The following is a 25,436-nucleotide window of genomic DNA, read 5'->3' as shown; positions in this document are numbered from 1 at the left end:
CATCGAGGCCATGAAAATGCAGAACATCATCCGCGCCGAACACGACGGAACCATCAAGTCCGTCGGTCCCAAACCCGGCGACTCCGTCGCCGCTGACGACATCCTCATGGAGTTCGTGTGATGCTAGCTCTCAACGAAACCACCACCGGCCTGGCCACGATCACCGAGCTTGGCCAGCTCTTCGGCCTCTCGGCCCGGGCCATCCGCTTCTACGAGGAGCGGGGCCTGGTGGAGGCCCGCCGCGACCGGCTGAACCGCCGCCGCTACGACCGGCGCGCACGCACCCGCCTGCAGGTGATCGCCCAGTTCCGCCGCGCCGGCCTGGCGCTGGACGACATCGAGGAGATTCTGACGCTGCAGGACCGCGCCGAAGGCTCCGACCACGTCGCCCGGGCGATGGAGAAGCTCAACACCCGCCTGGCCGCGATCGAGCAGGAGAAGAACGAGGTCGAGGCGGTGATGGCGATCCTGGCGCAGACCGCGCCCAAGGCCGCCGCCTAGCGCCGCGCGCGCGGTCCGTCCGCGCGGCCCTGCGTCCAGGACGGCCCCGGCCTCGTATGGCCTAAGGTCGTCCGCCTTGCAGGAAACGCGCGCCATGGACCTTTCCGCCGCCGCCTCGATCCTGGCCGTCAACGCCGCGCTGCTGGCGGCCGGCTTCCTTGCGCTGTGGCTCCTGGCCCTTGCGCTGAGGGACGTGACCTTCGTCGACAGCGTCTGGGCCTTCGGCATGGGGGCCATGGCCCTGGCCACCTTCGTCCAGGTGGGCGAGGCGACCCCGCGGCGGCTGCTGCTCCTGGGCCTGTGCGCCCTGTGGGCGGCGAGGCTCGGCGGCCACCTCTTGCTGCGCTGGCGCGCCCATGGGCCGGACAGCCGCTACGAGAGCCTGATCAAGGACGCCAAGGACCGGTGGGGCTGGAGCTTTCCCACCGCCTCGCTGCTGCTGGTGTTCGCCCTGCAGGCGCCGCTGCTGCTGATCGTCTGCCTGCCGGTGCAGCTCGGCCAACTCGATGCGGGCGCCGCCCTCGGGCCCCTGGCCTGGACGGGCGCGGCCCTGGCCCTGTTCGGCGTGGCCTTCGAGACGATCGGCGACGCGCAGCTCGCCCGCTTCCGCGCCGACCCGGCCAACAGGGGCAAGGTGCTCGACACCGGCCTTTGGAAGTACACCCGCCATCCCAACTATTTCGGCGACGCCTGCGTGTGGTGGGGCCTCTTCCTGATCGCCGCCGAGACGCCCCTGGGGGTGTGGGCGCTGCCCGGGCCGATCCTTCTGACCTGGACGCTGACCCGCTGGAGCGGCGCGCCGATGCTGGAAGAGCGCCTGCGCCAGACCCGGCCCGAGTACGCCCGCTACCTTCGGACCACCTCGGGCTTCATCCCGTGGCCACCGAAGCGCGAAGCGTCCATGTAACGGAGCCGCCGTCTTTGGGCGCCGGACGAAGGCGCCAAGTCATAGACGGAAACGCCGCCGAGCGGCGCAAGATGAAGATTTCACCGACACTTCTGGACCGTCATGCGGATACATGAACGGCCCTGCTTTGGCCGCGTCTCCGGTTTGCTCTCCTGCGCCGCCACTTCGGCGACCAAAAGCAAAGAGGGGAGTCTCCATTGCCCAGGACCTATCTGACCGGCGGCGTCGCGCTCGGCGCCGTCATCATCGCCACGTCCGCGCACGCGCAGGCCGCGGGCGGAGGCGAGGCGGCCACCGTCGACGAGATCGTCGTCACCGCCCAGAAGCGCGAGCAGAGCCTGCAGGACGTGCCGATCGTGGTCACCGCCGTCGGCGCGCGCACCCTGCGCGAGGCCGGGGTGCGCGACATCAAGGACCTGACGGTGCTGACGCCGGGCATGACCGTCACCTCCACCTCCAGCACCACCTCGACCACGGCGCGCATCCGCGGCGTCGGCACCGTGGGCGACAACCTCGGCCTGGAGTCCTCGGTGGGCGTGGTGATCGACGGGGTCTACCGGCCGCGCAACGGGGTCGGCTTCGGCGACCTGGGCGAACTGGAGCGGATCGAGGTGCTGAAGGGGCCGCAAGGCACCCTGTTCGGCAAGAACGCCACGGCCGGTGTGATCAACGTGGTCACCAAACGGCCCTCCTTCACCTTCGGCGCCGAGGGCGAGCTGACCCTCAGCAACCTCAACGGCTACGGCCTGTCGGCCTCGGTCACCGGCCCCATCGTGGAGGACCAGCTCGCCGGACGCCTGTTCGTCGCCCGTCGCGAGCGCGACGGCTATGTCGACGTGGTCACCGGCGACGGCCCGCGGGACTACGACACCGACTTCGACCAGAACTACTTCACCGCCCGCGGCCAGCTCCTGTGGACGCCGATCAGCGACCTCGATGTCGCGTTCAGCATCGACTACACGCACCGCGACGAGCGCTGCTGCGCCTCGCTGCAGGTGGTCAACGGCGCCCGCACCGACCTGATCGCCGCCCTGTTCCCCGGCTCGGTGGCGAGCCCGGCGGCCTTCGAGGACTACACCGCCTACCTGAACCGCGACACGCGCAAGCGCATCGACGACGGCGGGGTCTCGGCGGAGGTGAACTGGGACCTGGGGCCGGCCAAGCTGACCTCGATCACCGCCTTCCGCACCTACCGCTCCAAGGGCGCGGCCGATTCCGACGTCTCCACCGCCGACATCATCTGGTCGGACATCGGCTGGTCGGGCGCGCAATTCGAAGACTTCTCCCAGGAGCTGCGGCTGGCCGGGGGCGGAGAGAGCCTGGACTGGCTGGTCGGCGCCTTCTTCAGCCACCAGAGCCTGACCTCGCGGACGGGCACGCGCTACGGCGAGGACTTCGAGACGTACCTGAGCCGGCTGCTCACCAGCGGGGCCAGCTCCACCTACCTCGCCGGCCTGTCGGGCCTCAGCGCCGGCGACGCCTTCGCCACCGGCCAGGGCCAGAAGGACCTCTACGAGCAGGAGGAGCAGAGCTTCGCCGTCTTCACCAACGAGTCCTGGCGGATCACCCCCAAGCTCGAGCTGACCGCGGGCCTGCGCTACACCTGGAACACCAAGGGCCTGGACGCCCACTACGACAACACCGACGGCGGGGCCGGCTGCGCCGCCATCGCGGCCAACGCCTCGGCGCCGGCCGCCGTCGTCTCGGCCGCCTGCCAGACGTTCCAGAACCCCTATTTCACGGACCTGACCACGCACCAGACCAACAGCGAGCAGGCGCTGACCGGCACGCTGAAGGCCGCCTACCGGTTCAATCCGCAGGTGATGGCCTATGTCTCCTATGCGCGGGGCTACAAGGCCGGGGGCTTCAACCTGGATCGGCTGGCCTATTCCTTCTCGCGCACCAGCTCGACCTCGCTGCAGCCGATCACCGACACCGGCTTCGATCCGGAGTTCGCCGATTCCTACGAGCTGGGCGTGAAGTCGACGCTGTTCGACCGCCGGCTGCTGCTGAACGGCACGGTCTTCTACCAGTCGTTCACCGACTTCCAGCTGAACGCCTACAACGGCCTGACCTTCACGGTCACCTCGGTGCCCGAGGTGGTCTCGCGCGGGGTGGACGCCGACTTCGTGTTCCTGCCGATGAAGGGCCTGAGCCTGCAGGGCGGCGTGACCTACGCCGAGACCCAGTACAGCGAGGACAGCGCCTCGGTGCTGGGGGCGGACTCGGCGCTGCCGGGCACGCGGCTGTCGTTCGCGCCCCTATGGTCGGGCTCGCTGGCGGCGTCCTACGAGCGCCCGATCACCGCCGAACTGGTGGGCCGGGCCAGCCTGTCGGCCAAGTACACCTCCAGCTACAACACCGGCTCGGACCTCAATCCGCTGAAGGTGCAGGAGGCGCTGACGCTCTGGAACGGGCGCGTCGCCGTCGGTCCGCAGAGCGAGCGCTGGAGCTTCGAGGTGTGGGGTCAGAACCTGACCGACGAGCGCTACTACCAGGTGGCCTACGACGCGACCTACCAGAGCGGCAGCATCGCCGCGTTCCCGGCGGCGCCGCGCACCTACGGGGCGACGCTGCGCATCAAGTACTGAGACCCGCGGCCCGGCAGGCCGGGAGACAAAAAGAGGGGGCGACGGACGCGCCGTCGCCCCCTTTCAACATCATCGCGACGGGGAAGGTGCGTCGCAGATGATCGAGAGCCGCCTCCCGGGCTGGTGGGAGGCGCCCCCGTCCCGTCGGCGCTCAGTCGCGCCAGTCCGTGTCCTGTTCAAGCGCCGTGCGGCAGGAGGTGCGCGCCAGGGCCTGGGCGCCCGGATCGCTCCAGCCGAACGAGGGCGTCGGGCCGAAGGCGGCGGCGGCGTGGCCGTAGGGGCTGCAGGCGCCTGAGCCCGCCGCAGCGTCGCCGAGCGCAAGGCTCATCGCGTAGGACCGCCGGGCGCCGGCGCCGTAGTAGGGCGCGGGATACCAGCCGGGCCCGTCGGACTTCGTCTCGCTGACGGCCAGGCCCAGGGTGGCGTTGCGGCTGAGCGGGATCACGCCGGCGACATAGGCGCTACGGTAGCCGCCCGTGCCGACGGCCACGCCGGCCTCGCCGTGAATCTGGCGCGGGGCCTCGTCGCGCAGGATGACGCCGTCGGCGTCGGGCTCCTCCAGCTCGACCGGCTCGGAGGCGGCGATCCATTGCCGGATCTGCGCCATGGCGGCGTCGGGATCCTGGGTCTGCGCGGTGGCGACGGTCTCGTCCGCCGCGGCCGGGCCGGGGGCGAAGGCCGCGAGCAGGGCGGCCACGGCGAGTCCGGACAGCGTGGGGGAGGGAGCGCTCATGGACCTATTCTGGCGTGCAAAGGCGACCTGCTGATGGCCGGCCTGTAACGTAAGGGTGTCTTCGTTGAATTGTTCCGCGGGCGCCGCCGTCATCCCACGGGCACGATCACGGTGGAGGAGAGGCTGTCGAGGCCCGCGTCCAGGACCCTGCGCTGCTCGGCCGACAGGCTGCCATAGAGCGCCTTCATGGCCCCGACGGCGCGGCGCTGGCGCCGCCAGGCGTCGTGGAAGGCCTCGCTCTTGGCCTCGGCCCGCTCCAGCGGCCCGGCGTCGGCGGCGAGGGTGAGCAGGGCGGAAGGCGCCTGGAGCGGGGCGAAGCTGGCGTCGACGAACGCCCGCCAGCGCCGTTCCTGGGCGGGGTCGAGGTCGAGGCGGGCGTGAAGGTCCTTCAGGTCGCTGGCGAGGCTGGCCTGCATCAGGCGTTCGGCGACGATCTGCTGGGCCTGGTCGGCGGTGACCGCATAGGGGCGCGCCTGCAGCATCGCATCCTGGGACGCCTGCTGGGCGGCGGCCGGCGCCGCAAGCGCGGCTGCGGCGAGGAAGGCGAAGAGCGGCGTGCGCAGGGTCGAGGGCTTTGTCATGGTCTGTCCCGTCCGCCCCCCGGCCGCTTCGGACTAGCGCCGAGAGCGGACCGAAATAGGACTGAGCCTTGCGCAGGCGTGGCGAAGCTGGCGCGCCGGCGTCGGACCTGACAACCATGTTGCAGCAAGGGCGTGGGCGCGTGCGCAACCCGCGCTATATCGCTGTGACCGACACGTTCGAGGAGCCCGCCCATGGCCAAGCCCACCCAGTCCGAAGCCGAAGCGGCCGTGCGCGTGCTGATCGAGTGGGCGGGCGACGACCCGGAGCGGGAGGGGCTGCTCGACACGCCGGCCCGGGTGGCGCGCTCCTATCGCGAACTGTTCGGCGGCTACGGCGAAGACCCGCGGGACTATCTGAGCCGGACCTTCGAGGAGGTGGCCGGCTATGACGAGCTGGTGGTGCTGTCCGACATCCGCGTGGTCTCCTTCTGCGAGCACCACATGCTGCCGGTCGTCGGCAAGGCGCACGTGGCCTATCTGCCGCGGGACCGGGTGGTCGGGATCTCCAAGCTCGCCCGCGTGGTCCACGGCTTCGCCCGGCGCCTGCAGATCCAGGAGAAGCTGACGGCCGAAATCGCCCAGGCGATCCAGGACATCCTCGACCCCCTGGGCGTGGGCGTGGTGATCGAGGCCGAGCACAGCTGCATGACCCTGCGCGGGGTGAACACGCCGGGGTCGGTGCTCACCACCAGCCGCCTGCTCGGCGTCATCCGCGACGACCCGCGAACCCGCGAGGAATTCCTGGCCCTGGTGCGCCGCGCCTAGGCCCTTTCGACAGGACATGACCATGCATCAGCGCACCGTAACCGTGGCCGAGAACGGCCTTGGCCCGTTCGGCCAGGACGTCCGCGCCCGCCACCTCCACATCCGGGCCGACGAGCCCGAGGACGTCGGCGGCCTCGGCGAGGGGTTCGATCCCTACGAGCTCCTGCTGGCGGGCCTGGCCGCCTGCACCTCCATGACGATCCGCCTCTACGCCCGCCACAAGGGCTGGCCGCTGGAGCACGTGGAGGTGGTCGCCCACCACGCCGAGCGCCTCGCGGAGGGAGCGGCGCAGGACGTCTTCACCCGGGAGATCCGGCTGGACGGCGACCTGTCCGAGGAGGAGCGCCAGCGCCTGTTCGCGATCGCCGAGAAGTGCCCGGTGAGCCGCACCCTGGCGAAGGGGGTGGAGATCCGATCGACCCTGTCCGAGGCCGGCGAAGGGGTGGGCGAGGGCACCTCCTGACCATGCAGACGCTGGATCCCGAGCTGAGTTCGCAGCTGCGCCGGGCGCTGGGGGCGGACGAGACCCTGCTGCACCGGTTCGCAGCCGCGGCCGGGGACCTGGCGGTGAACCTGGTGGTGGCCGCCGTCATCCTGGCGGTCACCTTCTGGGCCTCGCGCTGGGCCGACCGGCTGGTGCGCCGGGTGCTGGGGCGGGTGAACCGGCTGGGTCCGCCGGACGTGACCCTGCAGACCTTCGGCGGCTCGCTTGCGCGCTACGGCGTGATCGTCGTCGGGCTGATCGCGGTGCTGCAGCAGGTGGGGGTGCAGGCGACCTCGATCCTGGCGGTGCTGGGCGCGGCGTCCCTGGCGATCGGCCTGGCCCTGCAGGGAGCGCTGAGCAACGTCGCCGCCGGGGTGATGCTGCTGCTGTTCCGGCCCTATCGCGTGGGCGACGTGGTCGAGATCGCCGGCCGGACGGGCGTGGTGCGGGCGCTGGACCTGTTCGTGACCGAGCTGGCCACCTTCGACAACGTCAAGGTGGTGCTGCCCAACGGCAAGGTGTTCGGCGACGTCATCGTCAACAACAGCTTCCACCCCCAGCGCCGGGCCGACGTGGTGGTGCGCCTGGACGTCGATGCGGACGTGGGGGCGGTGCTGGAGGGGCTGAAGGCGCGCGCCCTGGCCAATCCGCGGGTGCTGCGCAGCCCCGAGCCGATCGTCGAGATCGTGGCGATCAGCGAGACCTATGTGCAGGTGGCGGTGCGAGCCTGGGCGGTGCAGGCCGATTTCCCGGCGGTGAAGGCCGACCTGATGCTGGCCGCCCGCGCCCTGAGCCTGGGGGCCAGCCTGCCGCCCCCGCCGGAGCCGCCCACCGTGACGGGGCCGCTCGACCGGCCGCCGCGCCGCCGCCGCCTGCGCGGCCCCGCGCCGGAGACCTGACCGCGGCGGAGGCGCCGGCGCCTCCTGGGGCGGCTGGGCGGGCGCGGTCCTGGCGCGGTTCGGGCGACGGCGCGCTCGCCGCTTACCCCGCGCGCGCATCGGGCCTAGGCTGCCTACAAAGCCGGGAGGGGCCCATGAGCCTGGATGACATCGTTCCCACCGACCGCCGCCTGTCGCGGGAGGCCGAAGCCGACCTGACGGGACGCGGCTGGTCGCGACGAAGCCTGGCGCGCATCGCCGGCCTGCTGGCGGCCGCGCCGGCGCTGGCCGCCACGGTGCGGCCCGCCAGCGCCCAGGGCGCGGCCAAGGTGCGCATCGACGCCAACGAGTGCTGGACCGGCCCCTTCGAGCCGGCGGTCAGGGACGCCGCCGCCGCCATCGCGACCGGCAACCGCTACACCGGGTCCGAGCGGGACGCGTTCCTCAAGGCCGTCGCCCAGGTCGAGACCGTTCCGGCCGACCACGTCATGCCCTGGCCGGGATCGAGCGATCCATTGGCCCGGGTGATCGTCTCGTTCTGCTCGCCCGAGCGCGGGCTGGTGATCGCCGACCCGACCTTCGAACTGGCCGGCAGCGTCGCCGCCTGGCTGAAGGTGAAGGTCTCCAAGGTCCCGCTCACCGCCGACCACGCCCACGACGTGCGCGCGATGCTGGCCGCCGACCCGAACGCGGGGGTCTATTACGTCTGCACGCCGAACAACCCGACCGGCACGCTCACCAGCCTGGCGGACATCGAGTGGCTGGTCGCGAACAAGCCGGCCGGCTCGATCGTGCTGGTGGACGAGGCCTACATCCACTTCTCCGAGGCGCCGAGCGCAGCCTATCTGGCGGCCCAGGGCAAGGACGTGATCGTCCTGCGCACGTTCTCCAAGCTGTTCGGCATGGCCGGGATGCGCATGGGCCTGACGATCGCCAAGCCGGCGTTCGGCGCGCGGCTGCTGCGCTACGACGGGATGATGGCGACCTACGCCCTGCCCAATCCCTCGCTGGCGGCGGCGACCACGAGCCTGCTGCAGGCCGACCTGATCAAGGCGCGGCGCGCGCAGATGCAGGCGGCCCGCGCCTCCAGCTTCGCCCTGCTGGACGAGCGGTCGATCCCCTACCTGCCCAGCCACGCCAACATGTTCATGGTCGACTGGGGCGCGCCGGCCAAGGAGGTGCAGAAGGCCTTCGCCGCCGAGGGGGTGGCCATCGGGCGCTCCTGGCCGGTGTGGCCGAACCGCTCGCGCGTGACGGTCGGCTCCATGGAGGAGATGGCGGCCTTCAACGCCGCCGTGGTGAAGCTGGGCCTGAAGGGCGCCTGAGCCTCAGCGGCCCCTGAACACCGGCTCGCGCTTTTCCAGGAAGCTGGCGACGCCCTCCTTGTGGTCCTCGGTGCGCATCAGCTTGCGGATGGTCTCGATCGCCCAGGCGCCGATCTCGCGCGGGTCGCCGTAGGCCGAGCGGTTCAGCCCCTCCTTCATGAAACGCAGGGCGAGCGGCGGGTTGGCGGCGATGCGGGCGGCCAGAGCGTGGGCGCGGGCGAGCACTTCCCCGTGCGGGACGACCTCGGTGACGAGGCCGATGCGCAGGGCCTCGGCGGCGTCGATCACATCGCCGGTGAACAGGAGTTCGGCCGCCTTGGCCGGGCCGACGATGGCGGGCAGGCGGTAGAAGCCGCCGACGTCGCATACGAGGCCGCGCTTGATGAAGAGTTCGGCGAAGCGGGCCTTCTCCGAGGCGATGCGGATGTCGGCGAACAGAGCCAGCTCCATCCCCCAGCCCACCGCCGCGCCGTTCACCGCCGCGATCACCGGCTTTTCGCACTCCAGCGCCGCCATCGCCGCCGGGGTCGCCGAATGGCGTACGATCGGCGCCTCGTCGGCGCGGGAGACGGCCTTGGGTCCGGCCATGATCTCGCCGACGTCGTCGCCCGAGCAGAAGGCGGGGTCGGCGCCGGTGACCACCACGCAGCGGACCTCCGGGTCGCGGCTGGCCTGCCGGAAGGCCGCCTCCAACTCGTCGTAGGCCTTGTAGTTCAGGGCGTTGCGGCGGTGGGGCCGGTTCAGGGTGATGGTCGCCACGCGCCCATCGAAGGCGTAGACGACGTCGGCCGCGGCTTCGGCGGTCTGGCTCATGCGTGGTCCTCCCACGGCCATGCTGACAGGCGCGGGCGCGGCGTCAAGAAGTTGAAACGCGTTCTAGGACCGCCGGCGCGCGTGTCGCGCGCCTGACGCGTGACTGTCCGCGAACCGTCACCGAGGGGAGCTATCGACGGGCCCGCACGGGGGACGCGATGGCTTGGCTGAGAGAGGCGGATCGATGGTTCCTGGCGGCGGTCCTGCCGCACCGGGCCGTCTTCCGCGCCTATGCCCGACGCCTCGTCGGCGACGAATCGGAGGCCGACGACCTCGTGCAGGAGGCCTACGGCCGGGTGCTCGGCTGCGACTGGCGCCGGCTGGAGGCGCCGGAGCGGTTCGTCCTGCGGGTCATCCGCAACCTGGCGGTGGAACGTTTCCGCAAGGCCCGGGTGGTCTCGATCCGCCAGATCGACGCCCTCGATCCGGAGGCGATCGCCGACGACGCGCCCGATCCGGAGAGCCGGCTCGCAGCGCGCGACGACCTGCGCCATGCGATCAGGGCCCTGGGCGCGCTGCCGCCCCAGTGCCGCCGGGTGCTGATCCTGCGCAAGCTCCAGGGGCTTTCGCCGGGGGAGATAGCGGTTCGGCTGGGCTTGTCCGTCTCTACGGTGGAGAAACATCTGGCCAAGGGGCTGCGGCTTCTGACAGAGGAACGGGCCCAAAGGGACGGCGCGCAGGCAGAGATCAGTTCGGCGAAATGGGTTCGGGGCGCACAGAAGGTCGGAAGGAGCTGATCGCCCAGGCGGCGGACTGGCTCGCGCGTCTCGACAGCGGTTCCGCCGATCCGGCCGCCTTCGAAGCCTGGCGGGCGGGCGATCCTCGGCGGGCCGCCGCCTTCGCGGAAGTGGCCGGCGCCTGGGAGCTGCTCGACGACGTCCGCAGCGCCGGTGTGGCGGTCCGTCCGCCAAAGTCCTCGATCAATCGCCGGCTGTTGATCGGCGGCGGGGCGAGCCTGGCCGCGGGGCTCGCCGCGGCGGCCTACCTGGGGCCGGAGCTGCTGCGCCCGCGGCTGACCACCGAGGTGGGCGAGCGCCGCGCCCTGCGCTTGCCGGACGGCAGTTCGGTCGAGCTGAACACCGACAGCAAGCTGTCCTGGCGCTTCACCCGCGAAGCCCGGCGGGTGTGGCTGGAGCGGGGGGAGGCGGCCTTCACCGTCTCGCCGGACGACGCGCGGCCCTTCCTGCTGTTCGCCGCCGCCACGGTCGCGCGGCTGGCCGGCGGCAGCTTCAACGCGCGGCTGCGCTCGAGCCGGCTCGACCTGCTGGTGCTCGCCGGCCAGGCGGCGGTGACCAGCGCCGACCACCTGGCGCGGGAGGTCCGGGTCGACGGGCCGTCCGACGCCAGGCGCATCGTCGCCGCCGGACCCTCGGGCGTGGTCGACCAGCCCGTCTCCGAACAGGCCGCCCAGGCGGCGCAGGCCTGGCGGCGGGGGGAGATCGTGTTCGACGGCCAGCCGCTTTCCGCGGCGATCGAGGAGTACAACCGCTATCTGCCGGCCAAGCTGGTGGTGCGCGACCCTGCGCTGGGCGCCACGCGCCTGGGCGGACGGTTCATGACAAACGACGTCGACGGGTTCCTGGCCGCCCTGAACGCCTCCTTCGGCATCGTCGTGGTCGAAAGCGGCTCCGAGCGAATTTTGACGCGGGGCCGATAGCGGTTTCGCCGGCCTCGTCCGTCTGACCCGGTGAGGCGGCCGCAACGGCCGCGCGATCGGGGGATACCTTAGATGCTCACCAAGACCTGGGCGCGGCGCCTCGGCGCCTGCAGCCTGTTCCTGACCACCGCCCTGGCCGCCAGCGCCGCGCCGCTGCTGGCCCACGCCCAGGCGCCCGCCGCCCAGATCGACTTCGACATCCCGGCGGGGGATGCGGCCAGCTCGCTGAACGCCTTCTCGCGCCAGGCCGGCGTGCAACTGATGTTCCCCTACGAAGCGGCGAAGGGCCGGGCGGCGCCGGCGGTGCGCGGGCGCTACGGCCGCGAGCAGGCCCTGCGCATGCTGATCGCCAACACCGACCTGGAGATCGCCTCGGCCGACGCCGGCGCGATCACCCTTCGCCAGCAGCAGGCCCGCGGCCCTTTGGGCGCCGACGCCGCGACCGTTGAGGAGCTGGTCGTCACCGGACGCGCCGGCCTCGACGCACGCTCGCGGCTGGAGACCAGCTATGCGGTCACCGCCCTGAACGCCGAGACGCTGCGCATGCGAAACCCCATGGGCGTGGCCGACGCCCTGAAGTCGGTGCCCGGCTTCTGGGTCGAGGCCTCCGGCGGCGAGGCCAGCGCCAACATCCGCGCCCGCGGCATCCCGCAGGAAGGCTTCTCGGCGGTGGCGCTCTACGAGGACGGCGCGCCGGTGCAGCATGACTCCGGCCTCGGCTACCTGAACGCCGACCAGTCGTTCCGTCTGGACGAGACGATCGAGCGCATGGAGGTGGTGCGCGGCGGCCCGTCCTCGATCTTCGCCTCCTACGCCCCGGGCGGCACCATCAACTTCATCACGCGCAAGGGCGGCGAGACCCCCGAGGGCCTGGTGAAGGTGCAGGCGGGCGACTACGGCATGGCCCGCGTCGACGGCTGGTACGGCGGCAAGGTCGGCGACTGGCGCATGGCGATCGGCGGTTTCTACCGCGAGAGCGACGGCGTCCGCGATCCCGGCTTCACCGCCGACAAGGGCGGCCAGATCCGCGTCTCCATCGGCCGGGACTTCGAGCGCGGCAGTTTCGACTTCAACATCAAGCGCCTGGACGACAGCGTCATCCTGTTCGCCGGCATCCCGCTGAAGTTCTCCGGCAGCGAGCCGGACGAAGTCCCCGGCTTCGACGCCAACTACGGCACCCTGGCGGGGCCGGAAACGGCCAAGCTGACCCTGCGCGGCCGCAACGCGCCCTTCGACTGGGATCTGACCAAGGGCACCGACGTCAAGCTGACCCAGGCCACGGCCAACTTCGACTATGACCTCGGCGGCGGCTGGAAGGTCGAGAACGTCCTGCGCTACCGCACGTCCAAGTCGCAACGCATCGGCCTGTTCCCCAACACGCCGCTGCTGGGGTCTGCGCGGATCAACGCCTATCGGGCCCAGCTCCTGGCGGCGGTCCCGGGGGCCACGGACGTGCAGCTGCGCTACGCCACCTCGCCGGACCAGGTGTTCGACACCGCCGGGCAGAACGGCAACGGCCTGGTGCTGGATGGCTCCCTGCGTTGGGTCGACGTGCCCCTCGACGAGCTCGTCGACAACTTCCGCCTCCTGCGCAAGTTCGAGATCGGCGGCCAGACGCACGATGTGGCCCTGGGCCTCTATGCGGCCAAGGTGGAAGAGAGCTTCCACCGCTACTCGGCCAACGTGCTGCTCGACGTGCAGGACAACGCCCGCCGGCTGGATCTGGTGGCCGTCAACGCCGCGGGCGAGGTGATCTACTCGGCCACCGAGAACGGCGTCTCGCGCTACGGCGCGGAGTTCGCCAACGGCGAAGGCGAATCCACCACCTACGCCGTCTACCTGACCGACGAGTGGTCGCTCACCGACAGCTTCCGCATCGACGCCGGCGTGCGCTGGGAGCGGATCGAGTTCACCGGGCGTAGCGAAGGCACGGCGACGGTCAACCTGAACCAGTCGGCGAGCCTGGCCGACGACACCTTTCTGACCGGCTCGGGCGTGTTCACCGAGCTGGACCGCAGCTTCGACCACATGGGCTGGACCCTGGGCGCCGACTGGCAGTTCGCCCCGCACATGGGCGTGTTCGCCCGCTGGACCTCGGCCTTCCGGCTGCCGTCCCTGGGCGACTACATCACCAACGCCGGCAACACCTCGGGGCGGGTGCAGACGATGGACCTGGCCGAGGCGGGCTACAAGCTGTCCATGCCGATGGTCGACCTCTACGCCACGGCCTTCTACACCGCCTACGACTCCCTCGGCTTCGGCACCCTGGTGTTCGACCCGTCCACCGGCGGCTACGTCAGCCAGTCGGTGATCACCGACACCAAAACGGTGGGCCTGGAGCTGGAAGGCGTGGTGCGGCCGACCGACTGGTTCGACCTGGCCTTCAACGGCACCCTGCAGAACCCGGAGTTCGGCGACTACACCTTCCTGGAGAACGCCTCCACCGGACCGGTGCAGCGTGACTTCACCGGCAACCGGCTGATCCGGGTGCCCGAGTACTCCTATCGCCTGACGCCGGGGGTCAACCTGCTGGACGGGCGGGTCCGCGCCGAACTCGACGTGCAGCGCTACGGCGAGCGCTATTCGGACGCGGCCAACACCTCCAAGCTGCCGGCCTACACCCTGCTGAACGCCACGGTCCGCTGGGACATCAACGACCAGCTCACGGCCTACGCCTACGGCACCAACCTGACGAACGAGATCGGCCTGACCGAAGGCAACCCCCGCGCCGGCCAGATCGTGTCCGGCGAGGCCGGCGCGCTCTACGGCATCGGCCGCCCGGAGCTCGGCCGGGCCTTCCGCGTGGCGCTGATGTACAGATTCTGAGGCCTTCCACCGTCCCCTCCGACTGGGCGGCCGGTGGCTCCGGCCGTCCTTTCTTTTTCTGGAGCGCGCCCATGCGATCCTTGATGATCCTTCTCGCCTGGCTGTGGGCGCTTGCGCCGCTGGCGGCCGAAGCCCGGGAGCCGGACGCGGTGATCGCCGGCCAGATCAGCCGGGCCGACCACCAGACCTATCGCGAGCTGACCTTCCAGGTTCCCCCCGGCGTGCGACGGCTGACCGTGGAGTTCGACTATGAGGGGCGCGACCAGAAGACGGTGATCGACCTCGGCCTCCTGGGCCCGGACGGCTTTCGCGGCTGGAGCGGGGGAACGCGGCGGGGGTTCACGGTCTCGGCGGAGGAGGCCAGCCCCGGCTACCTGCCCGGGCCGATCAGCCCCGGCCGCTGGGCCGTGCTGATCGGCGTGCCCAACATCCGCGAAGGCCAAGGCGCGCGGTATGAGGCGCGGGTCTTCCTGGATCGCCAGGGGCCGGCCGCCGGCTTCGCCGATGCGCCGCTGAAGGACGGCCCGGCCTGGTATCGCGGGGACCTGCACATGCATACGGCCCACAGCGACGGCGCCTGCCTCAGCCAGTCCGGGGCCAAGGTTCCGTGCCCGGTCTACCGCACGGTGGAAGCGGCGGCGGCGCGCGGCCTCGACTTCATCGCCATCACCGACCACAACACCACCTCCCAGTTCGAGGCGATGCGCGAGCTGCAGCCGGCCTTTGACCGGCTGTTGCTGATCCCGGGCCGCGAGATCACCACGTTCCAGGGCCACGCCAACGTCTTCGGCCCCACGGGATACATCGACTTCCGCTTGGGCGAGGGCGGCGGGCTGGCCGCGCGCGACCTGCAGGACGCCGTCGAGCGGGCGGGGGGGCTGCTGTCCATCAACCACCCGGGCCTGCCATCCGGCGAACTCTGCATGGGCTGCGGCTGGACCGCCAGCGACGTCGACTATGACCGGGTGCAGGCGGTGGAGGTGGTGAACGGCGGCACGATCGCCTCGACGCGCTCCGCCGAGGGGCCGTTGCAGGGGATCGCCTTCTGGCAGGCGCGGCTCAACGAGGGCCATCGCATTACGGCCATCGGCGGCAGCGACAACCATGACGCCGGCCTGGGCCTCGAGCGGCCCGGCGCCATCGGCCGGCCGACGACCGTCGTCCACGCCCGAGCGCTCTCCACCCCGGACCTGCTGGCCGCGATCCGCGCAGGGCGGGTGTTCATCGACGTGCAGGGGTCGGGCGAGCGGCGCCTCGACCTGTCCGCCAGGGCCGGCGGCGCCGGGGCGGTGATGGGCGGCGACCTGGCCGCGCCCGCCGGCGAGCGGGTGCGCCTGGCTGTCGAAGTGGCCGACGTGCCCGGGGGGCGGGTCGAACTGATCGTCGACGGGGCGCGCGACGCGGCGCTTTCGGCCGCCCTGTCCATGGAGGCGCATCAGACGCTGGCCTTCGACCTGGCCGGGGACGGGGCGCGCCACTGGGTGCGCGCCGACGTGCGCGACGCCCAGGGCCGGCTCGTGCTGATCGGCAACCCGATCTACCTGAACTGGCCCAAGCCCCTCGGCGGCTGACGTCCCGGCGCCTTGCGCGCCGCGGCGCCCTGGCCGACGATCCCGCAAAACGGGAGGCAGGCCATGCGGGAGTTCCGGATCATCGACGCCGGCGAGGTGCGGCTGCGCGCGGCGGTGCAGGGCGAGGGGCCCCTGGTGATCATGGTCCACGGCTTTCCGGAGTCGTGGTTCTCCTGGCGCCACCAGCTCGAGCCGGTGGCGGACGCGGGGTTCACCGCCTGCGCCATCGACGTGCGCGGCTACGGCGGCTCGGACAAGCCCCGGCCGGTCGAGGCCTACGCCATGCAGCACATGGTCGCCGACGTGGCCGGGGTGGCGGACGCCCTTTCGCCGGGCCAGCCGGCGATCCTCTTGGGCCATGACTGGGGCGCGCCGATCGTCTGGAACTCGGCCCTGACCCGGCCGGACCGGTTCCGCGCGGTGGGGGCCCTGTCGGTGCCCTACATGGGCGTGGGCTCGCGGCCCTTCTCGGAGATCTTCACCGAGCTGTTCACGGCCAAGAACCGGTTCTTCTACCAGGCCTATTTCCAGAAGGAGGGCGTGGCCGAGGCGGAGGCCGAAGCCGACGTGCGCGGCTTCCTGCGCAAGTTCTACTATGCGATCAGCGGCGACGCCCCGGCGGGAAGCTGGCCTTCGGACAAGACCGCCGACGCCAGACTGCTCGACGGGCTGATCGACCCGGACCCGTTCCCGGCGTGGCTGACGCCGGCGGACCTCGACTACTACGTGGGCGAGTTCAAGGCCTCGGGCCTGCGGGGCCCGATCAACCGATACCGCAACCACGAGCGCGACTTCGCCTGGCTGCAGGGGTTCAAGGACCGCCGGATCGAACAGCCGGCGTTCTTCGTCTCCGGCACGCGGGACCTGGCGTTCAACATGCTGGGCGGGCCCGACCCGATCGAGGTGATGCGGCGCTTCGTGCCGAACCTGCAAGTGGCCGACGTGCTGGAGGGCTGCGGCCACTGGACCCAGCAGGAGCGGCCGGACGAGGTGAACGCCCGGCTGATCCCGTGGCTGAAGTCGCTCTGAGCCGGTCAGAGGCGGCCGTGCAGGATCTCCAGGGCCTGGCGGGCGAGATGCGGGGTCCCGTTGACGGCCTCGCGGGTGCTGGCGGCCACCCCGTCGAGCACGCGGCGGTATACGCCCTGGGAGATCGAGGCCAGGCGGAACACGGAGAAGGAGACGTAGAAGGCCCAGTCCTCCACCGGTCCGCGGCCGACGCGCTCCAGGTAGCGGGCGACGTAGTCGGCTTCGGTCGGGATGCCGCTGGCGGCGAAGTCGACGCCCTGCAGCGTGCCCCAGGAGGGGCTGTCGGAGCGCCAGAGGAAGGCGTTGTAGGCGATGTCGGCCAGCGGATGGCCGATGGTCGACAGCTCCCAGTCGAGCACGGCGATCAGCCGCGGCTCGGTGGGATGGAACATGACGTTCTCGAGCCGGTAGTCGCCGTGCGCGATCGAGACCGAATCGTCGGCGGGCAGGCGGGCCGGCAGTTCGGCGATCAGCGCCTCCATCTCGGGGATGTGCTCGGTCTCCGCGCCCCGGTACTGCTTGATCCAGCGGGCGAGCTGGCGTTCGAAATAGCCGCCGGCGCGGCCGAAGTCGGACAGGCCCACGGCGTTGAAGTCGACCTTGTGCAGCTTGGCCAGGGTCGCGTTGAGCTCGTCGTAGATGGCGGCGCGTTCGGCCGGCGCCTGGTCGGGCAGGGCCGCGTCGCGAAAGATCCGCCCGGGCAGGAAGTCCATGACGTAGAAGGCGGTGCCGATCACCGAGGGGTCGTCGCAGAGCACGCGCATGTGCGGCACCGGCACGCCGGTCCCCTCCAGCGCCTTCATGATCCGGTATTCGCGGTCGACCTGGTGGGCGCTGGCCAGGAGCTGGCCCGGCGGCTTTTTGCGCAGGACGTAGCGGCGCTCGCCGGCGCTGACCAGGAAGGTGGGGTTGGAGGCCCCGCCCTGGAACTGGCGCACGCGCATCTCGCCGGCGAAGCCCTCGACCGTGCGCCGCAGGAAGGCCTCGAGGGCGGCTTCGTCGAAGCGCTGCTTCGGCGCGACCTCGGTGACCGGAAGTCCGTCCTCGCCCATTCCATCTCCTCCCGCCGTTCGGCCCGGCGCCTGCCGGAGCGCCGGATCGTCGGGAGGGCCATACCGCCTGTCAATCATGCCGCCAGGGCGCCCTGCACCGCCGCGGCCAAGGGAGAACGCCGATGTACGAGCACCTGAACCTGGTCCACGCGGGCGACGTCATCTGGGCGACGATGAACCGGCCTGAGCGGCTGAACGCCCTGAACCGCAAGCTGGTCAACGAACTGCGCGACTTCTTCGTGGGCCTCTACTGGCGGCGGGACGTGCGGGTGGTGGTGCTGTCGGGGGCCGGCGCCGCGTTCTGCGCAGGCCTGGACCTGAAGGAGCACCGCGGCGACAACGCCGACCGCTCGGTGGGGGCGGGGCTGACCGGCCAGCGCGAGATCAGCGAGATCGTCATCGCCATGCGCCGCTGTCCGCAACCGATCATCGCCTGTGTGGACGGGGCGGCCTCGGGCGGCGGATTCGCCCTGGCCTTGGCCTCGGACGTGCGCATCGCCACGCCGCGGACGCGGATGAACGCCGCCTTCATCTGCATCGGCCTATCGGCCTGCGACATCGGGGTCAGCTACTTCCTGCCCCGGATGGTGGGCAGCTCGGTGGCCGCCGAATACATGCTGACGGGGCGCTTCATCACCGCCGACCGGGCCCGGGAGCTCGGGCTGGTGAGCTGCGTGGTCGAGCCCGAGCAGGTGAAGGACGAGGCCGCCGCCTTCGCCGAGGACATGCTGCACGCCACCCCGCTGGGTCTGCGCCTGACCAAGGAGTGCCTGAACCACGCCATCGACGCCCAGGGGCTGGAGGCGGCCATCGCCATGGAGGATCGCAACCAGATCCTGTGCAGCCAGGACGGCGACTTCGGCGAGGGGGTGCGCGCGTTCCTGGAAAAGCGCAAGCCGGTCTACGCCGAACGCCGCGGCTGAGGGCCGGCTCAGCGGAACAGGCTGAGCAGGATCGAGGGGGCGTTGTTGGCGATGGTCAGCGCCTGGATCGCAAGCTGCTGCTTCACCTGCAGGGCCTGGAGGCGCGCGGACTCGGCGGCGATGTCGGCGTCCACGAGGTTGCCGACGCCGGCGTCGATGGAATCCTGAAGGGCCTCGACGAAGCCCAGGTGCCGGTCCAGGGCCTTGCCGCCCACGCCAAGGACCGAGAGCGCCGAGGACACCTTCTGGATCGCCGAGTCGAGGTCGGCCAGGTCCGCCTGGCCGACGGCGCCGGTGAGGTCGGCCAGGACCGCGCCGACCGCCGAGCCGGTGGTCGACAGGTCGATATGGTCGACATCGATGGTCGAGGAGGCGTCGCTGTTGGCCAGGGCGCGGATCTGGCCCGTCCCGCCCGCCGAGATCAGGTTCACCCCGTCGAAGCTGGCGCCGGCGGCGATGGTGTCGATCTGGCGGCGCAGGGCCACGTATTCGTCGCTGAGGGCCTGGCGCGAGGCGGTGGTCAGCCCCGCCTCGGTGGCGGCCACCGCCTTTTCCTTCATCTGGACGAGGATGTCGGAGATGGTCTGGCCGGCCGAGACCGCCACGTCGGCGATCGACTGGCCGCGCTTGAGCGAGGCCTTCACGGCCTCCAGGCTCTGGGACTCGGCCCGAGCGTTCTGGGCGATGGCCCAGACGGCGGGATTGTCCTTGGCGCTGGCGATCTTCAGCCCGGTGCTGATGCGGTTGCGGACCTCGGCCAGCTCACGGTTCGTCGCATTGAGCGCCTGCAGGGCGATCTGTGCGCCGAAGTTGGTGTTGACGCTGTTCGCAGGCATGCCGCCGGGGCCCGTTTCAAGACCGGCCGCAACCGGCGGCCACACGGACGTTTTGTCCTGGCCTCAGCCTGCCGCGATTACGCTTAAGGCTCGGTGCACGCGGCGGTTTTTTTCGCAATCGCCTGGCGCAGGCGCGCCTGGCGGCGGCGGACCTCGTGGTCCAGCCGCGCGGCGTAGGCCGGGGAGGCGGCGCCGCGCAGGGCCAGGGCGTAGCCGTAGGAGACCGAGGGCTCCAGCTCCTCGGCCCCGATCGCCCCGTGGACCCAGTTCAGCATCACCGCCTCGAAGGTGAGGTTGAGGTTGCGCAGGAGGAGGTCCGGGTCGATCCCCTCGGCGAAGGCGCCGTCCTTTCCCGCCTCGGCGATCAGAGCCGCCCAGAAGGCGTGGCTCTGCGGATTGAGGATCACCGTGCGCAGCTCCTTGCCGCTGGTGTCCAGAAGCGCGCTCCAAAGGGTGTGGTAGAAGTCCGGATCCTCGGCGTAGTAGCCGATCGAGATCGCCAGGGCCTCGAACAGGCGGCCGAGAGCGTCGCTCGGCGGCAGCCGCGAGAAGCGCTCGTGGAACTCGCGCACGTCCTCCAGGATCGCCAGGACGATGGCGCGCTTGGAGCCGAAGAGGTTGTAGGGGGTGGCGAGGCTGACGCCGGCGCGGGCGGCGATGGCGCGCATCGACAGGCCCGCGTCGCCGGTCTCGCGGATCAGATCCCGCGCCGCGGCGATGATGCGGCGGCGCCGTTCGGTCTTGGCCGCTTCGCGCCGACCGGCCGGCGCGGGGGCGGTCCGCGCCAGGCTCAAGAGGGGCTCCAGCGGGCTGGCATGTCGCGCGAGACCTTTCCGGTGAACCTGGGCTTGCGCCGCTCGAGGAAGGCGGCGACGCCCTCCTTTACGTCGGGCCCGGCGCCGAGGTCCATGGCCAGGCCGCCGTCCACCGCCAGGGTCGACCAGGGATCGGGGGCGGAAGAGAGGCGCCACAGCATCTGGCGGGTGAGGGCGATGGAGACCGGCGCGGTCTCCTCGGCGATCTCGCGGGCGATCTGGCGGGCGCGGCCCATCAGGGCGTCAGGGGCGAGCACCTCCTTGACCAGGCCCCCGGCGGCCGCCTCCTCGGCGCCGAACAGGCGGCCGCTGAGGCACCAGTCCAGGGCCTGGGGCAGGCCCACCAGCCGCGGCAGGAACCAGGCGCTGCCTGCCTCGGGCACCAGGCCGCGGCGGGCGAAGACGAAGCCCAGCTTCGCGCCTTCGGCGGCCAGGCGGATGTCCATGGGCAAGGTCAGCGTCAGGCCCACGCCCACGGCCGGGCCGTTCAGAGCGGCGATGGAGGGCTTGCGGCAGGTGTAGATGGCCCCGACGAAGCCGCCGCCGGCGCGGCGGGTTCCGCCGGCGGCCGGATCGCCAAAGGCCACCGACTTGCCCTCGCTGGCGTCGAACGCCCCGGCCCCGTCGGAGATGTCCGCGCCGGCGCAGAAGCCGCGGCCGGCGCCGGTGACGATGATCGCGCGGACCTCGTCGTCCTCGTCGGCCCGGCGGAAGGCGTCCTCGAGCTCCTGGCCCATGACGGCGGTGTAGGCGTTCAGCTTGTCCGGCCGGTTCAGGGTGATGGTCAGGACCCTATCCTCGACCTCGTAGAGAATGTCGCGATAGGCCATGTCGTCCTCCTTCGGCTGTCCGGCGCGCCGTTCAAAGGAAGAACATGTTTTAAGTTTCGCGGGCCGGTCAAGGCGGGGGGGGGGGCCGCCCGGGAGCCCGCGGGGGGCTCCCGGGACGGCGCTCAGTGCGCGGCCGAGGCGTCGACCCCGGTGCGCGGCCGCGGGGTCAGCCAGATGCCCGCCGCGGCGATGCCGAAGACGATGGCGCAGCCCAGGAACACCTGGTTGGTGGCGATGGTCACGGCCTGGGTCTGGACCATCTGGTTCAAGGTGGCCAGCGCCTGGCCGGCGGACTGTCCTCCGGCGGTCAGGCTGTCCATGGTCGACTGCGCCCCGTTGAGCACGCCGGACAGCTCTGCGTGGTTGCGCTGGGCCCCGTTCTCCCAGAGCGTGGTGACCAGCGAGGTGGCGAACGCGCCGGAGATGGTGCGGATGAAGTTGAACAGGCCGGCGGCCGAGGCCGTCTCCTCCGGATCGACGCTGCCCAGGGCCACCAGGTTGATGGGCATGAAGAACATCGGCATGCCCGCGCCGGCCAGCAGCAGCCAGTGGGCGATCTGCCAGTAGGTCATGTCGTCGGTTGCGAAGGAGCGGGCGAAGGTGATCAGGGTCAGCCAGCTCACCCCCAGGAAAATCAGCCGCCGCGGATCGCCCCGGCCGGCGAGCTGGGAGGCGATGGGGGCGCTGACCACCGCCAGCACCCCGAACATGCCGGTGACGTAGCCCGCCCAGGTGGCCGTGTAGCCCATGTTGGTCTGCAGCCAGAGCGGAGTGAGCACATTGGTGGCGAAGAACGCGCCATAGACCAGCGACAGGATCACCGTGGCGGTGGCGAAGCCGGGATGGCGGAAGACCCGCAGGTTCACCACCGGCTCGGCCTCGGTCAGCTCCCAGATCAGGAAAGCCGCGAAGCCGACCAGGGCGACGAGGCCCAGCACCACGATCATGCCGCTCTCGAACCAGTCGTGCTCCTTGCCCAGGTCGAGCATGAGCTGCAGCGCGCCGACCCACAGGACCAGCAGGCCAAGGCCGACTCCGTCGACCCGCGCCTTGCGCACGGGGGTCTCGTAGGCCTTAAGCGCCCGCCAGACCACCGGCGCCACGATCAGGGCGATGGGCACGTTGACCCAGAAGATCGAGGGCCAGCCGAAGTTGTCGCAGAGCGTGCCGCCCAGGACCGGGCCGGCGATCGGCGCCACCAGGGTGGTGACGCCCCAAAGACCCATGGCCGCCCCCCGCTTGTCCGGCGGGAAGATGGTCATCATCAGCGTCTGGGAGAGCGGCATCAGCGGGCCGCCGCAGATGCCCTGCAGCACGCGGAAGAAGACCAGCACGCCAAGGCTCGGCGCCAGGCCGCAGAGGAAGGAACAGACCGCGAAGCCGATGATCGCCGTGACGAAGGTGCGCACCGCGCCGAACCGGCCGGCCAGCCAGCCGGTCAGGGGCACGGTGATCGCCTCGGCCACCGCGTAGGAGGTGATGATCCAGGTGCCCTGGCTGGAGGAGGCGCCGAGGCCTCCAGAGATGTTCGGCACGCTGACGTTGGCGATCGTCATGTCGAGGATCGCCAGGAAGTTCGAGGCGGCCAGCAGCATGGCCGCGCCCCAGAGCGCGCCGCCGCTGAGGTATTTCGGCTGGGCGGACGGGGCCGCCGCAGCCGCAGAATCTACGGAGGACATGTGGGAGCGTCCTTGAGCGGCCTCAGCCGACGTCGATGGTGGCCTTCATGCTGAGGCCCACGCGGAGCGGATTGGCCTTCAGCTCGGCCGGATCCAGGGCGATGCGCACGGGGACGCGCTGGACCACCTTGATCCAGTTGCCGGTGGCGTTCTGGGCCGGGATCAGGGAGAAGGCCGCGCCGGTGCCGCCGGCCAGGCCGACGACCTTGCCGTGGTACTTGACGGAGTCGCCGTAGAGGTCGGCCTCCAGCTCCACAGGCTGGCCGATCCGCACCTTGCGAAGCTGCACTTCCTTGAAGTTGGCGTTCACATAGGCGCTCTGGACCGGGACCACCGCCATCAGCGGCGAGCCGACCTGAACCCGCTGGCCGACCTGGGCGACGTTGTTGGCCACCACGCCGTCGATCGGTGCGCGGATCACCGTGCGCTCCAGATCCAGGCGGGCCTGCTGCACGCGGGCGCGGGCCTGGGCGACCTCGGGATTGGCGTCGACGCCGCCGCCGTCGATGAGGGCGGCGTTGACGTCCCGCGAGCCCTCGGCGGCCTTCACCTGGGCCTGGGCCGAAGCCAGGGCCGCCTGGGCCGCCTGCAGCCCCGTCTGTGCGCTGGTCAGCTCCTCGCCGGAGACGGCGCCGGACTGGGCCAGGGCCTGGCGGCGCGCGTACTCGGCGCGGGCGCGCTCCAGGGCGCTGCGGGCGCTGGCGACCTCGGCGGCGCGGGCGGCCACCTGAGACTTCAGCGCCTCGTCATTGGCGTAGTAGCCGCGGACCCGGCGCTCGGCCTGGGCGAGGGCGGCCTCGGCCTCGGCCAGGGCCAGGCGGGCGTCGGAATCGTCGAGCACCACCAGCACGTCGCCGGCCTTGACCTGGCTCGTGTCCATCACCGGCACCCGGACGATGGCGGCGGAGACCAGTGGGGTGATCTGGGCGCTGGAGGCCTGGACATAGGCGTTGTCGGTGCTGACGTGGCGCGAGCCGACCAGGGCCCACCAGGCGCCGTAGGCGACGGCGCCGACGGCGACCGCTCCGCCGAGCATCAGGAACAGGCGCCGGCGGGACGGCGCGCGGCGGCGGGAAGGGGCGGGGGCGCCGCCCGCCGAGCCTGCGGCCTGGGCGGCCGCAGGCTCGGGGTGCTGGGACTCGGCGGCCGGGCGCGCGGGTTCTTCGGTGTCGAACATGGGGAGATGTCCTTGGAAACAAACAGGAGTCAGGCTGCGGCGAAGCCGCCGCCCAGGGCCCGTGCGAGGGCCACGTCGAGGGAGAAGGCGCGGGTTTCCAGATCGGCCACCGCGCGCCGGTTGGCGATGAGAGCGTCCTCGGCGGTCAGCACGTCGAGGTAGGTGGCAAGGCCCCCCTTGTAGCGGGCCAGGGCGACGTCGTAGGCGCGCTGGGCGCTGTCCAGGGCCGCACGGCTTTCGGACAGGCGGGTCTCAAGCGCCTTGGCGCTGACCGCCACGTCGGCCACGTCCTGCAGGGCCTGGACGATGGTTCCCTGGTAGGCCGCCACCGCCGCGTCGTAGTCGGCGTCCGCGCCCCGATAGGCGGCCCGCAGCCGCCCGCCCTCGAAGATCGGGAGGCTGAGGGCGGGGCCGACGGCGCCGATCACCGAGCCGCCCTTGGTGAAGAGGTCGAGCCCCAGCGACTGGCGGCCCAGATAGGCGGCGAGTTGGACGTCCGGATAGAAGTCGGCCTTGGCCGCCTTGACCCGCTGGGCCGCGGCCTCCGCGCGGAGACGGGCGGCGGTCACGTCCGGCCGGCGGCCGAGCAGGTTGGCGCGCAGGTCGTCGGGCAGGCCGAAGGCCTTGAGCGTCGCCGCCGGCGGGCGCTGGATGGCCAGGCCCCGATCGGGCCCGGCGCCCATCAGGGCGGCGATCCGGTTGCGGGTGAGGTCGATGGACTCGGCGATCGCGGCGGCCTCGGCCCGGGCGCTGGCGGCGCCGGCCTGCGCCTGGGCGACCGCGCCCTGGTTCTCGAGCCCGTTCTGCGCGCGTTCGGCGATCAGGCCGGCGCTGGCCTCGCGAATGCGCCGGGCGTCCAGGGCGGCGTCCTGATCGGCGTAGAGCTGGGCGAGGTCGGCGTAGGCGCCGGCCACCGCCGTGGACAGGGTCAGGCGGGCGGCGGCCTGGTCGGCCCGGGCCGCGTCGGCTTCGCCGAGGGCGGCGGCGAGCGAGGCGCGGTTCTTGCCGAAGAAGTCGAACTCATAGGCGAAATCGACGGTGGCGCGGGTGCTGTCCTTGTAGCCGTGCGGCACGAAGGCGGCGGGGAAGCCGTTGTTGTAACTCTGCTTCATCGACTGCACCTGGCCGTTCAGGGTCAGGCTCGGCAGCAGGGCGGCGCGGGCCTGGCCCGCCAGGGCCTCGGCCTTGCGCACCCGGGCCTCGGCCGAGGCCAGATCCGGCGAGCCGGCCAGCGCCTCGCCGATCAGGGCGTCGAGCTGGGGATCGCCATAGGCGCGCCACCAGGCGTCCGCCGGCCAGTCGGCGTCAGCCGCCGAGAAGCTCCGGGACGCGGCCAGGCTTTCCGGCGCAGGCAGCGCAGCGCCCTGCGGCAGATCGGGGACCGTGGCGCAGCCGGAGAGCAGCGCCGCAGCAGCAGCCATCGCCGCGCTGCGGCGCAAGGGGAGGAGGATTGGGCTCATCGA

The 25,436-nt window shown here is 71.6% G+C and carries 24 protein-coding genes; 14 read left to right on the top strand and 10 right to left on the bottom strand.

Annotated features, from left to right (window positions below; genetic code table 11):
- From ACK4YQ_RS18115 to ACK4YQ_RS18100, 4 genes are all read left to right on the top strand, one after another.
- A partial coding sequence (locus ACK4YQ_RS18115) for an acetyl-CoA carboxylase biotin carboxyl carrier protein subunit (RefSeq protein ID WP_409613325.1) occupies positions 1 to 121 on the top strand: 121 nt, incomplete at its 5' end.
- The gene (locus tag ACK4YQ_RS18110; RefSeq protein ID WP_409613319.1) at positions 121 to 501 is read left to right on the top strand and encodes a MerR family transcriptional regulator; all 381 of its coding nucleotides are present in this window, start codon (positions 121 to 123) and stop codon (positions 499 to 501) included. The genes ACK4YQ_RS18115 and ACK4YQ_RS18110, both read left to right, overlap by 1 nt.
- 94 nt (positions 502 to 595) lie before the next feature.
- Positions 596 to 1,408: a DUF1295 domain-containing protein gene (locus ACK4YQ_RS18105; protein ID WP_409613317.1), complete on the top strand. Its 813-nt coding sequence runs from the start codon at positions 596 to 598 to the stop codon at positions 1,406 to 1,408.
- 197 nt (positions 1,409 to 1,605) lie between these two features.
- Positions 1,606 to 3,999 carry a TonB-dependent receptor gene (locus ACK4YQ_RS18100; RefSeq protein WP_409613315.1) on the top strand — a complete coding sequence of 798 codons (2,394 nt, stop codon included), beginning with the start codon at positions 1,606 to 1,608 and terminating at the stop codon, positions 3,997 to 3,999.
- A 151-nt stretch (positions 4,000 to 4,150) separates the two neighbouring features.
- Here the strand turns inward: ACK4YQ_RS18100 and ACK4YQ_RS18095 are convergent, their stop codons facing one another.
- Positions 4,151 to 4,732, bottom strand: a complete 582-nt coding sequence (locus tag ACK4YQ_RS18095) for a hypothetical protein (protein WP_409613313.1) — start codon at positions 4,730 to 4,732, stop codon at positions 4,151 to 4,153.
- An 89-nt stretch (positions 4,733 to 4,821) separates the two neighbouring features.
- The gene (locus ACK4YQ_RS18090; RefSeq protein WP_409613312.1) at positions 4,822 to 5,313 is read right to left on the bottom strand and encodes a Spy/CpxP family protein refolding chaperone; all 492 of its coding nucleotides are present in this window, start codon (positions 5,311 to 5,313) and stop codon (positions 4,822 to 4,824) included.
- Between the two features lie 192 nt (positions 5,314 to 5,505).
- Between ACK4YQ_RS18090 and folE the strand changes: the two genes are divergently transcribed.
- The 4 genes from folE (at position 5,506) to ACK4YQ_RS18070 (ending at position 8,765) form a co-directional block, all read left to right on the top strand.
- Positions 5,506 to 6,078: a GTP cyclohydrolase I FolE gene (gene folE, locus ACK4YQ_RS18085; RefSeq protein ID WP_409613310.1), complete on the top strand. Its 573-nt coding sequence runs from the start codon at positions 5,506 to 5,508 to the stop codon at positions 6,076 to 6,078.
- 22 nt (positions 6,079 to 6,100) lie between these two features.
- On the top strand, positions 6,101 to 6,541 hold the full coding sequence (locus ACK4YQ_RS18080; RefSeq protein WP_409613309.1) for an OsmC family protein: 441 nt from the start codon (positions 6,101 to 6,103) through the stop codon (positions 6,539 to 6,541).
- A 2-nt stretch (positions 6,542 to 6,543) separates the two neighbouring features.
- Positions 6,544 to 7,461 (top strand): mechanosensitive ion channel family protein, encoded by a 918-nt coding sequence (locus tag ACK4YQ_RS18075; protein WP_409613307.1) that lies wholly within the window; start codon positions 6,544 to 6,546, stop codon positions 7,459 to 7,461.
- A 134-nt stretch (positions 7,462 to 7,595) separates the two neighbouring features.
- Entirely contained in the window at positions 7,596 to 8,765 is a 1,170-nt protein-coding gene (locus ACK4YQ_RS18070) for a pyridoxal phosphate-dependent aminotransferase (protein WP_409613305.1), read from the top strand.
- A 3-nt stretch (positions 8,766 to 8,768) separates the two neighbouring features.
- Here ACK4YQ_RS18070 and ACK4YQ_RS18065 read toward each other — a convergent pair whose 3' ends face one another.
- A complete protein-coding gene (locus tag ACK4YQ_RS18065; RefSeq protein WP_409613304.1) occupies positions 8,769 to 9,578 on the bottom strand; it encodes an enoyl-CoA hydratase/isomerase family protein in 810 nt (269 codons plus the stop codon).
- A 158-nt stretch (positions 9,579 to 9,736) separates the two neighbouring features.
- Here ACK4YQ_RS18065 and ACK4YQ_RS18060 point away from each other — a divergent pair, with 158 nt between their 5' ends.
- The 5 genes from ACK4YQ_RS18060 (at position 9,737) to ACK4YQ_RS18040 (ending at position 16,661) form a co-directional block, all read left to right on the top strand.
- Positions 9,737 to 10,315, top strand: a complete 579-nt coding sequence (locus ACK4YQ_RS18060) for an RNA polymerase sigma factor (protein WP_409613302.1) — start codon at positions 9,737 to 9,739, stop codon at positions 10,313 to 10,315.
- Positions 10,279 to 11,235, top strand: coding sequence for a FecR family protein (locus ACK4YQ_RS18055; RefSeq protein ID WP_409613301.1), 957 nt, complete (start codon positions 10,279 to 10,281; stop codon positions 11,233 to 11,235). Before ACK4YQ_RS18060 ends, ACK4YQ_RS18055 begins: the two co-directional genes overlap by 37 nt.
- A gap of 72 nt (positions 11,236 to 11,307) precedes the next feature.
- Positions 11,308 to 14,061, top strand: coding sequence for a TonB-dependent receptor domain-containing protein (locus tag ACK4YQ_RS18050; RefSeq protein ID WP_409613299.1), 2,754 nt, complete (start codon positions 11,308 to 11,310; stop codon positions 14,059 to 14,061).
- Positions 14,062 to 14,132: 71 nt separating this feature from the next.
- Complete coding sequence (locus ACK4YQ_RS18045) at positions 14,133 to 15,632, top strand: CehA/McbA family metallohydrolase (RefSeq protein ID WP_409613297.1); 1,500 nt, start codon at positions 14,133 to 14,135, stop codon at positions 15,630 to 15,632.
- 63 nt (positions 15,633 to 15,695) lie between these two features.
- Entirely contained in the window at positions 15,696 to 16,661 is a 966-nt protein-coding gene (locus ACK4YQ_RS18040) for an alpha/beta fold hydrolase (RefSeq protein WP_409613295.1), read from the top strand.
- 5 nt (positions 16,662 to 16,666) lie between these two features.
- Here ACK4YQ_RS18040 and ACK4YQ_RS18035 read toward each other — a convergent pair whose 3' ends face one another.
- Complete coding sequence (locus ACK4YQ_RS18035) at positions 16,667 to 17,713, bottom strand: phosphotransferase family protein (RefSeq protein WP_409613293.1); 1,047 nt, start codon at positions 17,711 to 17,713, stop codon at positions 16,667 to 16,669.
- Between the two features lie 122 nt (positions 17,714 to 17,835).
- Here ACK4YQ_RS18035 and ACK4YQ_RS18030 point away from each other — a divergent pair, with 122 nt between their 5' ends.
- A complete protein-coding gene (locus ACK4YQ_RS18030; RefSeq protein WP_409613291.1) occupies positions 17,836 to 18,636 on the top strand; it encodes an enoyl-CoA hydratase/isomerase family protein in 801 nt (266 codons plus the stop codon).
- A gap of 8 nt (positions 18,637 to 18,644) precedes the next feature.
- On the opposite strand, the gene ACK4YQ_RS18025 is transcribed toward ACK4YQ_RS18030, so the two are convergent.
- The 6 genes from ACK4YQ_RS18025 to ACK4YQ_RS18000 all read right to left on the bottom strand — a co-directional run bounded on the left by ACK4YQ_RS18025 (position 18,645) and on the right by ACK4YQ_RS18000 (position 25,433).
- The gene (locus ACK4YQ_RS18025) at positions 18,645 to 19,472 is read right to left on the bottom strand and encodes a flagellin (RefSeq protein WP_409613290.1); all 828 of its coding nucleotides are present in this window, start codon (positions 19,470 to 19,472) and stop codon (positions 18,645 to 18,647) included.
- Between the two features lie 83 nt (positions 19,473 to 19,555).
- The gene (locus tag ACK4YQ_RS18020; protein ID WP_409613288.1) at positions 19,556 to 20,266 is read right to left on the bottom strand and encodes a TetR/AcrR family transcriptional regulator; all 711 of its coding nucleotides are present in this window, start codon (positions 20,264 to 20,266) and stop codon (positions 19,556 to 19,558) included.
- Positions 20,263 to 21,117 carry an enoyl-CoA hydratase-related protein gene (locus ACK4YQ_RS18015; protein WP_409613287.1) on the bottom strand — a complete coding sequence of 285 codons (855 nt, stop codon included), beginning with the start codon at positions 21,115 to 21,117 and terminating at the stop codon, positions 20,263 to 20,265. The genes ACK4YQ_RS18020 and ACK4YQ_RS18015 overlap by 4 nt, the downstream gene beginning before the upstream one ends.
- A gap of 122 nt (positions 21,118 to 21,239) precedes the next feature.
- Positions 21,240 to 22,796 (bottom strand): DHA2 family efflux MFS transporter permease subunit, encoded by a 1,557-nt coding sequence (locus tag ACK4YQ_RS18010; RefSeq protein WP_409613285.1) that lies wholly within the window; start codon positions 22,794 to 22,796, stop codon positions 21,240 to 21,242.
- 22 nt (positions 22,797 to 22,818) lie between these two features.
- Positions 22,819 to 23,973, bottom strand: coding sequence for an HlyD family efflux transporter periplasmic adaptor subunit (locus ACK4YQ_RS18005; protein ID WP_409613283.1), 1,155 nt, complete (start codon positions 23,971 to 23,973; stop codon positions 22,819 to 22,821).
- A 29-nt stretch (positions 23,974 to 24,002) separates the two neighbouring features.
- A complete protein-coding gene (locus tag ACK4YQ_RS18000; RefSeq protein ID WP_409613281.1) occupies positions 24,003 to 25,433 on the bottom strand; it encodes an efflux transporter outer membrane subunit in 1,431 nt (476 codons plus the stop codon).
- Positions 25,434 to 25,436 lie beyond the last annotated feature (3 nt).

This window comes from Phenylobacterium sp. (genome assembly GCF_046291545.1).
Taxonomy (GTDB): domain Bacteria; phylum Pseudomonadota; class Alphaproteobacteria; order Caulobacterales; family Caulobacteraceae; genus Phenylobacterium.
This window is presented reverse-complemented; position numbering and strand designations above follow the sequence as displayed.